General features: G+C 44.6%; 10 protein-coding genes and 1 pseudogene. 5 read left to right on the top strand and 6 right to left on the bottom strand.

Annotated features, from left to right (window positions below; all coding sequences use genetic code 11):
- From IQR33_RS00960 to hemL, 3 genes and pseudogenes are all read right to left on the bottom strand, one after another.
- Positions 1 to 267, bottom strand: a pseudogene (locus IQR33_RS00960) (16S rRNA methyltransferase); the annotation flags it as partial.
- A 76-nt stretch (positions 268 to 343) separates the two neighbouring features.
- Positions 344 to 1,429 carry an AI-2E family transporter gene (locus IQR33_RS00965; RefSeq protein WP_005386541.1) on the bottom strand — a complete coding sequence of 362 codons (1,086 nt, stop codon included), beginning with the start codon at positions 1,427 to 1,429 and terminating at the stop codon, positions 344 to 346.
- A gap of 345 nt (positions 1,430 to 1,774) precedes the next feature.
- The gene (gene hemL, locus IQR33_RS00970; RefSeq protein ID WP_086047025.1) at positions 1,775 to 3,070 is read right to left on the bottom strand and encodes a glutamate-1-semialdehyde 2,1-aminomutase; all 1,296 of its coding nucleotides are present in this window, start codon (positions 3,068 to 3,070) and stop codon (positions 1,775 to 1,777) included.
- A 246-nt stretch (positions 3,071 to 3,316) separates the two neighbouring features.
- Between hemL and erpA the strand changes: the two genes are divergently transcribed.
- The 3 genes from erpA (at position 3,317) to vmeK (ending at position 7,993) form a co-directional block, all read left to right on the top strand.
- Positions 3,317 to 3,658, top strand: a complete 342-nt coding sequence (erpA, locus tag IQR33_RS00975; protein WP_005380031.1) for an iron-sulfur cluster insertion protein ErpA — start codon at positions 3,317 to 3,319, stop codon at positions 3,656 to 3,658.
- Positions 3,659 to 3,763: 105 nt separating this feature from the next.
- The gene (locus IQR33_RS00980) at positions 3,764 to 4,879 is read left to right on the top strand and encodes an efflux RND transporter periplasmic adaptor subunit (RefSeq protein WP_193838119.1); all 1,116 of its coding nucleotides are present in this window, start codon (positions 3,764 to 3,766) and stop codon (positions 4,877 to 4,879) included.
- A 9-nt stretch (positions 4,880 to 4,888) separates the two neighbouring features.
- Entirely contained in the window at positions 4,889 to 7,993 is a 3,105-nt protein-coding gene (gene vmeK / locus IQR33_RS00985; RefSeq protein WP_042521357.1) for a multidrug efflux RND transporter permease subunit VmeK, read from the top strand.
- A gap of 64 nt (positions 7,994 to 8,057) precedes the next feature.
- Here the strand turns inward: vmeK and IQR33_RS00990 are convergent, their stop codons facing one another.
- Positions 8,058 to 9,350 carry a peptidoglycan DD-metalloendopeptidase family protein gene (locus IQR33_RS00990; protein WP_005386530.1) on the bottom strand — a complete coding sequence of 431 codons (1,293 nt, stop codon included), beginning with the start codon at positions 9,348 to 9,350 and terminating at the stop codon, positions 8,058 to 8,060.
- Between the two features lie 130 nt (positions 9,351 to 9,480).
- Between IQR33_RS00990 and tyrS the strand changes: the two genes are divergently transcribed.
- Together tyrS and IQR33_RS01000 are read left to right on the top strand one after the other, a co-directional pair.
- On the top strand, positions 9,481 to 10,668 hold the full coding sequence (gene tyrS / locus IQR33_RS00995; protein ID WP_193838118.1) for a tyrosine--tRNA ligase: 1,188 nt from the start codon (positions 9,481 to 9,483) through the stop codon (positions 10,666 to 10,668).
- Between the two features lie 418 nt (positions 10,669 to 11,086).
- Positions 11,087 to 11,932 (top strand): magnesium transporter, encoded by an 846-nt coding sequence (locus IQR33_RS01000; protein WP_005380062.1) that lies wholly within the window; start codon positions 11,087 to 11,089, stop codon positions 11,930 to 11,932.
- Here IQR33_RS01000 and dacB read toward each other — a convergent pair.
- Positions 11,911 to 13,332 carry a serine-type D-Ala-D-Ala carboxypeptidase gene (dacB, locus tag IQR33_RS01005; RefSeq protein WP_025768205.1) on the bottom strand — a complete coding sequence of 474 codons (1,422 nt, stop codon included), beginning with the start codon at positions 13,330 to 13,332 and terminating at the stop codon, positions 11,911 to 11,913. The two genes, IQR33_RS01000 and dacB, sit on opposite strands and share 22 nt — an antisense overlap.
- Before the next feature lie 186 nt (positions 13,333 to 13,518).
- Positions 13,519 to 14,541, bottom strand: a complete 1,023-nt coding sequence (locus IQR33_RS01010) for a porin (RefSeq protein ID WP_005380064.1) — start codon at positions 14,539 to 14,541, stop codon at positions 13,519 to 13,521.
- Positions 14,542 to 14,869: the final 328 nt, after the last annotated feature.

Here is a 14,869-nt window from a genome sequence, read left to right on the forward strand (position 1 = left end):
AGCTTTTGCCTTTGGCCAGTATAAAAGGACCATGTCTGCTTTTGTTTCAACATCAAACACAGAGCCAAAATGACTTTTCACTTTGTCAGAGGTTTGAATTTGGCGGTAGTAGCTATAGTTGGAAGTAAACACTTCAACAGACTCACAATGAGCCACTAACTCAAGAGGAAATAGGTCTTCAACTTCACCAGCGACTAAAACGTGTTTTCCATTGAAGTATTCAAGTTGGCGCTGAGCTATTTGGCTAGGAGCGATATAAGCAGACATAAATTTGGTTCATCAGAAATAATTTGGGGCAGATTTTCGCACAATCTGCCCCAAGCTTGAAGTGATTAAGCGGTGACTAGCTGTTGTCTTGTTGGTTAAGGAAGTCTTTGAATTCTTCCTCGTAGATATTAAACAGTACCATGGTCACGGCAAAAATAAGTGGGCCGTAGATAAGACCAATCAAACCAAACAGATGCAGACCACCCAGTAATGAGAAGAAAATCATAAGGGTATTCATGCCGGCGCTGCCTTGCATTAGCAACGGACGCAATAGGTTATCTATAGAGCCAACGACGACTACACTCCACACCGTCAAGAAGATAGCCCAAGTCATATCGCCTGTTAAGAACAAGTACGCTGCTGCAGGAATCCAGATTAGCGCGGTTCCTACCACTGGAATGAATGATGCAAAGCCCATCATCGTTCCCCAAAATAGCCCAGGGAAGCCAGCTAGCCACATACCGATGCCGCCAGCCAAACCTTGAGCAATCGCTGTCATGAATGAGCCCATCACGGCTGATTTAGAAACTTGCTCTATCTCTGTCAATATGCGGTCTTCTTGGCTACGTGAGAGTGGCAGGATATGACGAATCGCAGAGATAATTTTGTCGTGGTCACGAAGCAGAAAAAACAGCACAAACAGCATCAGGAAGAAGTTCATTAGGAAGTTGGTTGCGTCTCCTAAAATCTTTGCGCTGATAGCAACTAAGTTAGAGCCAAACGATGTAGCAAATTGACCAATTTTCTCAGCAATGGCTTTGGGCTCGATTTTATCAAAAGGTAAGTACTCATTAACAATCGCTAAGCCTTTGATAACGAAAGGATGTTGGAATATATCTTGGATGCCACCATTGGTAACCCAATTATATGTATTTTGTGAGAAAACAGAGCCTTGCTGAACAATGGCTGCAAACACAAATAAAAGCGGGATAACAATAATAAACGTCAAGACGACACATGACAGCAGTGCTGCCATATTTGGGTGCTTGGGAATTTTCTGCTCAAACCATTCGTGTATCGGAAACATGAGCAAAGAAATGATAAAAGCCATCACAATGGAATTGATATATGGCTCAACCAATAAGTAGCAAGCAAAAGCAGCGGCGAGTAAAGCAACCATTAGTACTCGGTGACTCGACGTTATTTTTACATTATTTGGCATGGTATTAGTCCAACTTACAGGTGACGTTTACGGTTTATGCCTTCAATGATGGCGTGTAACCTTTATTACTTTGCACTCTTAACTCTTTCAAGCTTATGACAATGCCGAATTAGAGCAGGGCGATGTACCTTGCTATAATGACTACAAATCAGTCGGTTATCAATCAAGAGATGAGCTATGGGTTGTTGCAACGGTGATAAAAAGTGTCAAACCGAGAAAAAAGCTAAGCGAATACCGTGGTTTGGCATTGTCGTTGGGGTATTAGCGATATTGGTTATTTTGAATTGGCAATAAAAAAGGACCGTTACGGTCCTTTTCTAAATGCGTTATCGCCGTTTTTAGCGATTACTTCGCTTCTTCTGCAAGAACAGCAAAACAGCGGTCAGCAGCTTCTAGTGTGGCATCAATCTCTTTTGAACCATGAGCGAGTGAAGTAAAGCTCGCTTCAAACGCAGATGGCGCAAGGTAGACACCGTGTTTTAGCATTAAGTGGAAGAAACGCTTGAAGCGTTCTACATCGCACTTCGTTACGTCTTCGTAGCAAGTTACTTTTTCTTGGTCAGTGAAGAAGAAGCCGAACATACCGCCCACTTGGTTAACAACTAGCGGAATACCGTGTTTTTCTGCTAGAGACTTAAAACCTTCAGCAAGTTGTTTCGTTTTAGAAGCTAGGCGCTTTTCGTTGCCTTCTTCTTTTAGAAGGTTCAAACATGCGTAGCCTGCTGCCATTGCGACAGGGTTACCGGAAAGGGTACCAGCTTGGTAAACTGGGCCTGTAGGTGCAACGTATTGCATCACTTCTTTACGGCCACCGAAAGCACCTACTGGCATACCGCCACCAATCACTTTACCCAGTGTCGTTAGGTCGGGTTTGATGTTGTAGTGTGCTTGCGCGCCGCCTAGAGCAACACGGAAGCCTGTCATTACTTCATCAAAAATTAGTAGCGCGCCTTCTTGATCACAGATTTCACGTAGCCCTTCGTGGAAGCCTTCCACTGGTGGAATACAGTTCATGTTGCCTGCTACTGGCTCAACGATGATACAAGCAATTTCGCCTTTGTTAGCAGCAAATAGCTCGCGTACAGAATCTAGGTCGTTGAATGTTGCTGTTAGCGTGTGTTTAGCAAAATCTGCAGGAACGCCAGGAGAGCTTGGTTGGCCTAGAGTTAGTGCACCAGAACCTGCTTTTACTAGCAAGCTATCAGCGTGGCCGTGGTAACAACCTTCAAATTTCATGATCTTATCGCGACCGGTGAAGCCACGTGCAAGGCGAATCGCGCTCATAGTAGCTTCAGTACCAGAACTTACCATGCGGACTTGCTCCATTGATGGAACAAGCTCAGAAACTAATTCTGCCATCGCGATTTCAAGTTCTGTTGGCGCACCGAAGCTAAGACCGCGTTGCGCTGCATCAATTACTGCTTCGCGGATAACCGCGTGGTTGTGGCCAAGAATCATTGGACCCCAAGAGCCAACGTAATCAATATACGCTTTACCATCGGCATCAAAAATCAGTGGACCGTCTGCTCGTTCGATAAATAGCGGAGAGCCGCCAACGCCGTTGAATGCACGAACTGGTGAATTGACACCGCCAGGGATGGTTTGCTGAGCTTTTTGATACAGCTCTGATGATTTGGTCATGGGGTTATCCTCTTTTGATTGCTCGGACCAAGTGGAGCGCATTGTACCTAGCTATAATCAAGTTAGAAACGTTTTGCTTAATTTATGTGTTGTTTCGCAGTGTAATCTTATATATCCGCATCTGTTATAAAGAATCGGCGGCGAATACTTGAACGAGTTTGTCAGGTATTGGATAATCGTCTCAATTAGCACAAATTTGACGTCTTGCTTCAGGCTTGACGCATTACACGAGTGAGAGAGGTCTTCGTGAGCGAAGTAAACGTACCATTATCTTTTTCTGACGCAGCAGCATCTCGCGTTAAAGCATTGATTGCTGAAGAAGAAAACCCAGCATTGAAACTGCGCGTATACATTACTGGCGGCGGCTGCAGCGGCTTCCAATACGGCTTTACTTTTGATGAAAATGTAAACGAAGGCGATACAACAATCGTAAACAGTGGTGTAACACTGGTTGTAGACCCTATGAGTCTGCAATATCTCGTTGGCGGTATTGTTGACTACACAGAAGGGTTGGAAGGAGCGCGCTTCTTCGTAAATAACCCCAATGCAACGACAACATGTGGTTGTGGTGCATCGTTCAGTGTGTAATTAACACCTAACAGGCAGCTAATGGCTGCCTGTGCTTTATGTAGAAGGATGTCACGTAAAGCACACGCTCGCAGATATGCAGAGAAATAATAAAAAGGACTTTATATGTCTGGACTTTCTTTTGGACGCCGAATTGTCGAGCGCCCTTGGCTAGTATCTCTTATCCTCGTCTTACTTCTTGTTGCATGGCTAACCATCGGCCAACTCAAAGCACAAGATGATAATCCTAACTCTTCAACATCCACGAACACGACACCACTTGCAAAGGTGATGTTTGATACTTTTCTTGCCGAACCTACCAGTAAAACCATTGAATTGTATGGACGAACAGCGCCCAATCGTCAAGCGCGTCTTGGCGCCGAAGTTGCCGGTAAAATAGTCAGTCTTAACATAAAGAAAGGCCAAGCGGTCAAACAGGGACAAGTGATCGCAAACATCGATAAGCGCGACCTTGGCATTCAACTTAAACGGGCCCAGGCGATGCTGTTGGTTAAAGAGAAAGAGTTTAATGCAGCTAAATCGCTAAAAAGTCGTGGACTGCAAGGTGAGGTTGCATTTGCGACAGCGCAAGCAGCGTTGGTAGATGCACGTGCGAATTTGAGTAACGTGCAAACGGCTTTAAGAAATACTGAGGTTAAAGCGCCATTTGATGGCATCGTAGATCACCACTTTGTTGAGTTAGGTGATTTTGTCGGGATTGGCGATCCTATTGCGACGGTCATTGATTTGGATACTTTAGTGATTGAAGCCGATGTCAGTGAACGGCATATACAATACCTTAAGGAAGGCCTAGAAGCCGACGTAAGAACCATTAACCAACAGCATCATCAAGGTCGTGTGCGCTACATTGGACGTGTTTCTTCTGCTTCTACTAATACATTTCCAATTGAAATCGAAATTGATAATCAAGACGCAAGAATTCCTGCCGGTATGAGCGCAGAAGTACAGCTGCCTTTGAGTGAAGTGTTAGCGGTAAAGATTACGGCTGCCATGTTAGCACTAGATGAAGAAGGTAACTTAGGTGTCAAGACACTGCGTAATGAGCATGTTGAGTTTGTTCCAATTCAACTCGTTAAGGCCGAGGATGATGGTGTGTGGCTCTCTGGGTTAGGAGAGCGTGTAGACATTATCGTGCTGGGACAAGGTTTTGTGCGAGATGGTGATCAAGTACTGGCCAATAAAGTTGATGACCTAGTTCTTGAAGCAGCTAATGAGCAGTAAGGAGCACCTATGTACACTCTGATTGATGCTGCGTTATCTCGCGCTCGCACTATGCTGACATTATTGGTGATGATATTAATTGCAGGTGTCATTACTTACGTCACAATCCCCAAGGAATCGAGCCCTGATATTACCATTCCGATCATTTATGTTTCTGTTGGACATCAAGGTATTTCTCCTGTCGATGCCGAGCGTTTATTGGTTCGCCCAATAGAGCAAGAGCTGCGTTCAATTGAAGGCGTAAAAGAGATGACCTCTGTGGCATCAGAAGGTCATGCTTCGGTGACGCTGGAATTTAGTGTCGGAGTGGATCTTGATAAAGCGATGGCAGATGTGCGTGATGCGGTTGATCTTGCGAAGCCAAAGTTACCAGAGGACAGTGATGAGCCAACGGTAAACGAAGTCACGTTTGCATCTGAAGAGCCTGTGTTGACCGTTGTGCTCTATGGCACCGTACCAGAGCGAACCATTGTTCAGATTGCCAGAACGTTACGTGATCGTTTGGAAAGTTTCCGTCAGATTCTTGAGGTTGAAATCGCAGGAGATCGCGAAGACATCGTGGAGATAGTTGTCGATCCGCTATTGATGGAAAGCTACGGTCTCGATCAAGCGGATATCTATAATTTAATCGCCTTGAATAACCGAGTTGTGGCAGCGGGGTTTGTCGATACTGGGTATGGACGCTTTTCGGTAAAAGTCCCATCGGTTTTTGATTCACTGAAAGATGTGCTTGAATTACCGATCAAGGTGAATGGCAAAGAGGTGATCACTTTTGGCGATGTGGCGACAGTACGGCGTGCATTTCGCGATCCTGAAAGTTTTGCTCGTTTAGATGGCGAATCTGCCATCGTTTTGGACGTAAAAAAACGGGCAGGGGAAAACATCATTGAAACGGTTGAGCTGGTAAAAGAAGTACTGGCTCAGGGACAGAAGCGCGCTGAGTGGCCCGACAATTTGCAAGTTAAATACACTTGGGATCAATCCGACGATGTCAAATTGATGCTCAGTGATCTACAAAACAATATCTTATCCGCAATTATCCTCGTAGTTATCGTCATTATTGCCATATTGGGGGTTAGGACCGCGCTTCTCGTGGGGATTTCTATTCCAGGATCGTTCTTGACTGGGTTGTTGGTGTTATCGGTATTTGGGCTGACGGTCAATATCGTCGTACTGTTTGCTTTAATTATGGCAGTAGGCATGTTGGTGGATGGTGCCATTGTGGTGACAGAGTTTGCAGATCGGCGCATGCAAGAAGGAACGCCACGTAAAGAAGCCTATCGAGATGCCGCAAAGCGAATGGCCTGGCCTATTACCGCATCTACAGCAACCACATTGGCTGCGTTTGCTCCATTACTTTTCTGGCCAGACATCACTGGTGAGTTCATGAAGTACTTACCACTTACTTTAATTGCTACTTTGGCCGCTTCTCTGATGATGGCTTTATTGTTCGTTCCTGTCATCGGCGGGATCATTGGCAAGCCTCAAGTAGTCAATCAGAAAGCTCAGCGAGAAATGGTGGAGCTGCATAACGGCAACTTTGAAAAAGCGACAGGCATTACCAAGCTTTATTACCAGACTCTGTCGGTAGCGATTCGTCATCCATGGAAGGTCTTACTCAGCGCGATACTGCTAGCGGCAGGTGTCGGCTTCACTTACAACAAAGCTGGCTTGGGTGCAGAGTTTTTCCCTGAGGTGGACCCTGCCTTTTTTACCGTTAAAGTTCGTTCTTATGGTGACTTGTCTATTCACGAAAAAGATGTTGTTATGCGCGAAATCGAGAAGGTGATGCTCGGTCATGACGAGTTTGAAAGTGTCTACACGCGCACAGGATCTAGCGATAATGGGGACGAGATTGGCCAGATTCAAATAACGCCTGTGGATTGGCAGTATCGACGCAAAGTGAAAACCATTATTGAGGAACTAAAAGAGACGACAGATCGCTTTTATGGTGTTGAACTTGAGTATAAATTCCCGGACGCAGGACCGCCTGTCGAGCATGATCTCGTGATTGAAGTATCATCACGAAACTTGAGTGTTAGTGCGTTAGATGAAGCGGCCAAAAAAGTACGACATTGGGCTGATGGTAATCCTGCACTGACCAACTTGAGTGATACCACTAATAAGGAAGGGATTGATTGGCAAATTGATATCCAGCGAGATGACGCCTCTCGCTTTGCAGCGGATGCTACTTTAGTCGGGAATACCGTCCAGTTTGTTACGAACGGCTTGAAAATAGGCGATTATTTGCCCGATGATGCGGATGAAGAAGTCGATATTTTGGTACGCTATCCGCAAGATAAGCGCGACATAGGTCGATTTGATCAACTGAGAGTGAAAACGGCAGCTGGTCTGGTACCGATTACGAATTTTGCTCAAATCAAACCAGATCATAAGCAAGACACTATTCGTCGGGTCGACGGTCATCGAGTTATCAATATTAAAGCGGATATGGTGGAAGGTTACAATTTGGCGCTTGAGTTACCTAAGATTGCCGCTGGAATGGAACAGCTCGACTTACCGGAAGGCATTGAATATAAGATTCGGGGTCAAAATGAAGAGCAGGAAAACTCATCAGCATTCTTGCAAAATGCTTTTATTGTCGCGCTTGGTGTGATGGCTTTGATTTTAATTACGCAGTTTAATAGCTTTTATCAAGCTTTCTTAATCCTTAGTGCAGTGCTGTTTTCTACCGTTGGTGTCTTCGCCGGGTTACTTATTTTCCAAAAGCCATTTGGCATCATTATGTCGGGAATTGGAGTGATTGCGTTGGCTGGTATCGTGGTAAACAACAATATTGTTTTAATCGATACTTATAATCAGATGCGTAAACGTGGCTTAGAAAAATCTGAGGCTATTTTGCGTACGGGTGTGCAGCGTTTAAGACCCGTTTTACTTACGACGGTGACCACCATATTAGGCTTATTGCCAATGGTGTTAGAAATGAACATCGACTTAGTTAATCAGAAAGTGGAGTTTGGCGCACCAAGCACTCAATGGTGGTCTCAGCTTGCGACCGCTGTCGCGGGTGGTTTGGCGTTTGCGACTTTGCTAACGTTAGTTCTGACACCGTGTTTGCTTATGCTCGGGAGAGAGCATCACTCCGAACAGTAAGCTTTATCGTGATGATATCGACAAAACAAAAAGGGCAGCTTCGCTGCCCTTTTCAATACCTGGCTTACTTCATTGCTAGCAGTTTGCTGTAGCGTTCAAGCTTGTCCATGCTAATTTTCGCGTTTGCCATGAAAGTTTGTCTCGCTTTGCCTGTCAGGGATTTAGATTGTGGCAAATTCACCGTGCGCGGGTTTTTATGGACACCATTCACAAGGAACTCATAGTGCAGGTGAGGGCCAGTTACACGGCCAGTTCCGCCAAGCGTACCAATGGTTTGGCCTTGCTTAACGCGTTGACCAGCTCGTACAGTACGTTTGGTTAAGTGCAGGTACTTGGTAATGTAAGTATTGCTATGTTTAATGAAAACGTAGTTACCATTAAATTTGTTGTAAGACGATTTTTGAACAACGCCATCACCAGCCGCCCAAATCGGGGTGCCCACTGGTGCCGCATAGTCCGTGCCTCTATGAGGACGAACGCGTCCCGTCACTGGATGTAAGCGGCGTGGGTTGAAATTAGACGAAACTCGACGGAAATCCAACGGCGCGCGTAAGAATGCTTTTTTCATTGCACGCCCATTTTCGTCGTAATACTTGCCACTTTTCTGATCCAATATTGCGGTAAAGGTATCGCCTTGGTTTTTAAAGATCGCAGCAATGATTTTTCCACGGCCGATTACTTCACCTTCTACCACTTCCTCTTGGTAAAGTACTCGGAAGCTGTCGTTTTTACGAATATCTAAAGCAAAGTCGATGTCCCAACCAAATATGCCAGCCAGTTCCATGATTTGGTTACCATTTAATCCAGAAGATATTCCTGCATTCCAAAAGTTTGATTTGATGGTGGCTTCAGCGTAGTTGTACTGGAAGTCGACTTCTTTTTTATCAACTTCAGAAACGTACTTGCCGTCTTTTAATGTGATACGAAAAGTCTCGAACGCGCTTAGTGTCCTTCTTAGCTGCACCAAGTCGTTATTTTCGTCAAAGCCAAATTGCAATCGGTCACCAGGTCGAAGCCGAGTTAACTGTTTTTCTACTTCTTTGTCTGATGACACCAGTTCATGTAATAGACGAGCAGAAAGCCCTACGCGACTAAATAAGATGGCAGCACTCTCGCCATTTTTTACCTTGTATGTCTCCCAGCGCAGCACGGCGGGAACCGCAGGCGATGAACTATTTAGTGCACTGAGTTCGAGGGAAACTGGCACAGGATAATGTTGACCAACTTTTAATCGGCTCTGCTGCGGGTCTAGGTCTTGCGGATCAGGTAAAAAGAAGAGCGCGAAGATAATCAGCGCACTAAAAAAACCGATCAATACTTTGTGCAAGAGTGGAAGTCGGACAAAAATCGAATGCATGAGGTACTTGATTGCTAAATTAAACGGAAAAAGTGACAACTACCTAGTCTAACGTGTTTCAAAATGCATCGCTATTCAAGTAATATGTTCAGCTATTATATTTTTGCCAAATCTGTGGGAGTGAACAAGAATGGCGAGCATTGAAGCTGCACTAGCCGAGATTAAGCGCGGTGTTGAAGAGCTGATTCCAGAAGAAGAGCTAATCGCAAAACTAAAAGAAGACCGTCCTCTACGTATTAAATTGGGCGCTGATCCAACAGCACCTGACATTCACCTAGGCCATACGGTTATTTTCAATAAGCTTCGCTTGTTCCAAGAACTAGGTCATGAAGTGACGTTCCTAATCGGTGACTTCACTGCAATGGTTGGTGACCCAACAGGTAAAAACACAACTCGTCCACCGCTAAGTCGTGAAGACGTATTGCGTAACGCTGAAACGTACAAAGAGCAAGTGTTCAAAATTCTCGATCCTGCAAAGACTAAAATTCAGTTTAACTCTGAGTGGCTGTCTGAACTGGGCGCAGAAGGTATGATTCGCCTTGCGGCAAACCAAACCGTTGCTCGTATGCTAGAGCGTGACGACTTTAAAAAGCGTTACGCGGGTGGTCAGCCAATTGCTATTCATGAGTTCATGTACCCACTTCTACAAGGCTGGGACTCAGTAGCAATGGAAACGGATGTTGAATTAGGTGGTACAGACCAGAAGTTCAACCTTCTAATGGGTCGTGAACTGCAAAAGTCTCACGGTCAAAAACCTCAGGTTGTACTGATGATGCCGCTTCTAGTGGGCCTTGATGGCGAGAAGAAGATGTCTAAGTCAGCAAACAACTACATCGGTATCAGCGAAGCGCCAAGCGAAATGTTTGGTAAAATCATGTCTATTTCTGATGACCTAATGTGGAGCTACTACGAGCTGCTCTCTTTCCGTCCTCTGGAAGAGATTGCTCAATTCAAAGCTGATGTAGAAGCGGGCAAAAACCCTCGTGACATCAAAGTATTGCTAGCAAAAGAAATTATTACTCGTTTCCACAGTGAAGCCGATGCCGATGCAGCAGAGCAAGAATTCGTAAACCGTTTTGCGAAGAACCAAATTCCTGATGAAATGCCAGAGTTTGACTTTGACGCAGGTCGCCCAGTGAGTAATCTGTTGAAAGAAGCAGGTTTATGTCCATCATCGTCAGATGCGATGCGCATGGTTAAGCAGGGCGCTGTGAAGATTGATGGTGAAAAAATTGCGGACAGCAAATTTGCTCCAGAAGCGGGTACTTACGTGTTCCAAGTAGGCAAACGTAAATTTGCTCGTATTACTATTCAGTAATTCATAATGACTGCAAATGAAAGCGTCCGAAGGGCGCTTTTTTTGTATGAAAATTTAGCAAAAACGGCAAAGTAAAACTTCCATACCTGATGAACTTTGCTACTATACTTGCGCTGCCAATAATGGCAGCGCTATCGGAGATTTACATGAACAATACCGACCATCCTCCCAGTCGTTGGGTGAGTAAGATTAAGGGAGCGAAATAACCCGCTTCGGTATTGGCGATCTCCGCCTTACCTAAGTGGTGAGGCATCTTTTCTAATTTTTTTCTCGTTATTTCCTTCATACATTCTGAATAGACAGTGCATTCGCATTGGTTTTCTCTGTGCATCTTATTTGTTGTCTGACTTTTAGCGTGCAAGAGTGGCTTTTCATGCTTTGTCGATGGTCGTTACCAATGCCAATCGGGAGATTCGCCATGACGGTAATGAACAACACTTTTATTGAAACAACACCAAACTTTTCTGAAGTAGAAATTGGTGCAGCTCGCAATGCATTCTTGCAGTACGAGCAAGAGCAACAAGTCCATTTGCTTACGGTTATGCCGATTGATGAGGCTGTAGGTATTTTACAGCATTGCTCTGTCGGCTATGTGAATAGTCTTATTGCTCAACTTGAGCAAGCAGGCCATGACAAACGCGCACGTCATTATGCTCACCAATTAGGTCTGCATATGTCTGAAGTTGATACACCTGATGGTTATTTATCGACTAGTGTTTTGGGGCACGTGAAGCAGCGTATTGGGTGGATCATTGCACTGGCTCTTTTAGGGATAGTGTCAGGCTTGATCATTGCTCAGTATGAGGACACCCTTAGTCAGCTTGTTTTACTTGCAGTGTACATGCCAGTGATTGCAGCTGCTGGTGGTAACACAGGAACACAAGCAGCAACTTTAGTGATTCGTGCTCTTGCTACTGGAGAGTTAAAAAAACGCCAATGGTTAGAAGTTTTGTGGAAAGAGAGCCGAGTCGCTCTATTTATTGCGCTAGCGATCGCTATCGTGATGATTGGACGCATTATGTTATTTAGTGCAGGACAATCAACAGGAGGCTTTGAACTGACCGATATCGCACTGGCAATAGCAGTTGCGCTGTTCATTCAAGTCACCATTTCTACAACATTGGGCGGGCTGTTGCCAATTATTGCACGAGCTTGCAAGTTGGACCCAGCCGTATTGGTGAGTCCAGTTCTTGCGTCTATCGTCGATATTTCAGGAATGTGGATTTACTTTAACGTGGTGAACTATTTCTTAGGTATTGCCTGACTAAAGTTCACAATGTCATTGTAAAAAAGCTGCTCAAAATGTGTAATCGGGGCGATGACAGGTGTGTTGTCGTCCCGTTTTTCTGGGAAGTAGTCTGAAACAAACTGAACAAAAATGGTGTTAGGTTGACCATTTTTATCCAAGCCATATCCAGCCATATTGTAAGTCCCGTAGATAGAGCCACTTTTCGCTATCAGCTGTCCTTTAATTGGAAGTTTTCGCATACTTTGTCGGTACTTTAATGTGCCGGATTCACCTGATTTCGGCATGATGGCAATCAATTTGAGTTCGTTTTCATGCTTCCAAATATAGCGCAGCATTTCAGCCATCTTGGTCGCGGAGATCCGGTTATTTCGCGAAAGTCCTGAGCCGTCTTCTAGGCGCGCATTACGAATATCAATACCAGTGTTGGCGAAAATGATCTGCTTGATCGCTTCTGTACCGTTAGTAAAACTGCCTGGCTGAACGAAAAATTTAGCACCAAGTGTTTTAGTTAATGTGTCGGCAATCAAGTTGTCAGAGTTTTTGAGCATATCTTCAAGAATGTCTGGTAAGGCCTTTGATTGATGCATTGCGATGAGCTTTCGCTGCTTTTCTGGCGCCGTACCGACCCTAATCTTTCCTGATACCCCAATGTTGAGCTCCTTGAGCAAAGTCGCCAACCTTTGACTGGTGTAACGCTCAGGGTCTTGAACCGCAAATTTCAGTGGCAATGGTTTGTCTCTTTCAACCAAGCACCCTGTTAGCTTGTAGTTGTTATCGGGATTTGCAACTAAACCTAAGTCACAATGACGACTTTTCTTAATGGTTTTAGAAACTGTTTCTACGGTACTTGTGACACGAATAGGTTGATGCTCTGGTACGTAGACCCGCGTTCCACCATCTTTTTGTGTATAGATAGAGGCTTGTACACAGTTGTTATTGAGTGTGATGGTCGATGCCGGAGCGCTGTAGCAAACTCCCAAGATATCCCACGGCCAGCCCACCGCACGGTTATAACCAGTGAATGCGCTGTTATCGAGCCATAGGTCACCGTTAATCCGTTTTAAGCCATTTTTCTTAGCTAGAGTGAGAAGTGATTTTAAGTCGTTGGTTTGGAGTGTTGGGTCGCCGACAAAGTAAATCACTGCATCTGAGTTCGACGTTTCCAGCTTGGTTCGAAACCGGAAATTATCACCCAGTTCTAGCTTTGCGGCTAATGCGGTGACGATTTTTAATGTACTCGCTGGTGGGAACAGTTGTTCGGTAGGATGAACACCGTCAAGCTCAGCATTTTCACTGAGTTTCTCCGCAACTAAACTGATGCGGGCGCCTTCAGGCAACACCTCTTGATGAGGGTACGCTTGTGAAAAAGCAGAAAGTAATGAAGAGAATATGAGCAAGAGCCAACGTAAACACATAATGATACTTTCTAAGGTGAGTTATGTGATTGAGTATACGCAAGTCCTTTCAATATGCTAGGTAACTAAAGAAATGCTTCAAATGTCTTCATGAATGAGACACGAGAGAAAGGCGCGCTGCTTAAAATGAAGTATAAAAAATGCCCGCTTAAAGCGGGCATTCGATATTCTAGTCAAAGACCGGAATTAGAAGTCGTAACGTAGACCTAGAGCTAGCTCGTCTTCAGCATCGATCTTAGTTGCAACTGTTTTGCTAGTGTCAGTTGAACCAAACTTGTCACCTGCATCAATCAGGTTGAAGTTGTAAGAAATGTAACCACGGAAGTTAGGCTTGAAGTAGTAAGAAGCATCAACAGCGAAGTTGTTTGCAGAAGTTTCGTTGTTAGTTTCTGCATTGTTGTATGATGTTGTAAATACTGTTTGGCCTAGAGTGTAAGCACCCGCTAGCTCGTAACCAGTGTAATCAACTGTGTTACTGTTGTTTGAATCTTCCATTTTCTCGCCGTCAGTGAATACACCAGCGAAGTAAAGATCAGACATTGTGTAAGATGCAGCTAGCATGTACTCGTTAGCTTTGTCTTGATCTGCGTAACCAGCACCTAGCTCAAGACCAGTGTCAGCTAGAGCGTAGATTGCAGATAGAGAGTAACCGTCTTGTTTGTTGTCGTAGTACTCACCAGTGTTTTTGTTTTCCATACGATCAGCGAAGCGGTAGCTTGCTTTTACGCTTAGGTTTTCAAACTGGCCTTTGTAAGCCATCATGTTGTCTGTACGGTCTGATACAGCTAGTTTGTCTGCTGCAGAGTTACCGTGGTAAGCCATGATATCTGTGAAGTCAGTGATAACGCCTAGTGCACCTTCAGTTTTACCGTATGCGAACTCACCGTAAGCACCGCCAAGACCAGCGTAAGCAAGACGAGTTTCTAGATCGCTCTTGTCGTCGCCGTCTACAGTACCGTTTTGAGCAGTCTCAAACTCACCTTCCCAGAAACCAACACCGTATAGGTTGTCATTGATTTCTTGTTTACCAAGGAAGTTTAGACGGATGCGAGATTTGTCTTGAGCGTCGCCATCTTTCATAGATAGACGTGCTTCAGCACGGCCGCCCATTTCTAGAGAAGTACCGTCTTGGTTGTAAAGTTCAGCTGCGTTTACGCCAGTTGCCATAGCTGCTGCAGATACAGAAAGAGCAATTAGAGTCTTTTTCATCTTATTTGTCCTAGTTAGCTGTCCATAATCATTGTTGTATGGGGGAGAGGTGATCTCTCACAAGTTGTTGGTCCAAAATTGGCTAATTGAGCGATATAGTTCGCACTTGTAAGCCATTGATCTAACAACTCGCTGGACATGTTTTACTGCTAAAGTTTCCGTATGAGTTAGTAAAATGATATAAATCCCACTGATGAACACTGTTCAATTGTGCGTTGTTTTTATTTAACTTACTGTTTTTGATTGAAATTATTGGCAATGACATTGGCCTGACATTGATTAGTTTTTATCTTTTTTGAGGTTTTTGGTGTAATGAACAGTGTTGTTT

This window comes from Vibrio sp. OPT46, from assembly GCF_015163535.1.
Taxonomy (GTDB): Bacteria; Pseudomonadota; Gammaproteobacteria; order Enterobacterales; family Vibrionaceae; genus Vibrio; species Vibrio alginolyticus.

Excerpts from the sequence above, each read along its gene's own strand:
- IQR33_RS00965 (WP_005386541.1), bottom strand. The coding sequence starts at position 1,429 with ATGCCAAATAATGTAAAAATAACGTCGAGTCACCGAGTACTAATGGTT.
- IQR33_RS01010 (WP_005380064.1), bottom strand. The coding sequence starts at position 14,541 with ATGAAAAAGACTCTAATTGCTCTTTCTGTATCTGCAGCAGCTATGGCA.
- tyrS (WP_193838118.1), top strand. The coding sequence starts at position 9,481 with ATGGCGAGCATTGAAGCTGCACTAGCCGAGATTAAGCGCGGTGTTGAA.
- vmeK (WP_042521357.1), top strand. The coding sequence starts at position 4,889 with ATGTACACTCTGATTGATGCTGCGTTATCTCGCGCTCGCACTATGCTG.
- hemL (WP_086047025.1), bottom strand. The coding sequence starts at position 3,070 with ATGACCAAATCATCAGAGCTGTATCAAAAAGCTCAGCAAACCATCCCT.
- IQR33_RS00990 (WP_005386530.1), bottom strand. The coding sequence starts at position 9,350 with ATGCATTCGATTTTTGTCCGACTTCCACTCTTGCACAAAGTATTGATC.
- dacB (WP_025768205.1), bottom strand. The coding sequence starts at position 13,332 with ATGTGTTTACGTTGGCTCTTGCTCATATTCTCTTCATTACTTTCTGCT.
- IQR33_RS01000 (WP_005380062.1), top strand. The coding sequence starts at position 11,087 with ATGACGGTAATGAACAACACTTTTATTGAAACAACACCAAACTTTTCT.
- IQR33_RS00980 (WP_193838119.1), top strand. The coding sequence starts at position 3,764 with ATGTCTGGACTTTCTTTTGGACGCCGAATTGTCGAGCGCCCTTGGCTA.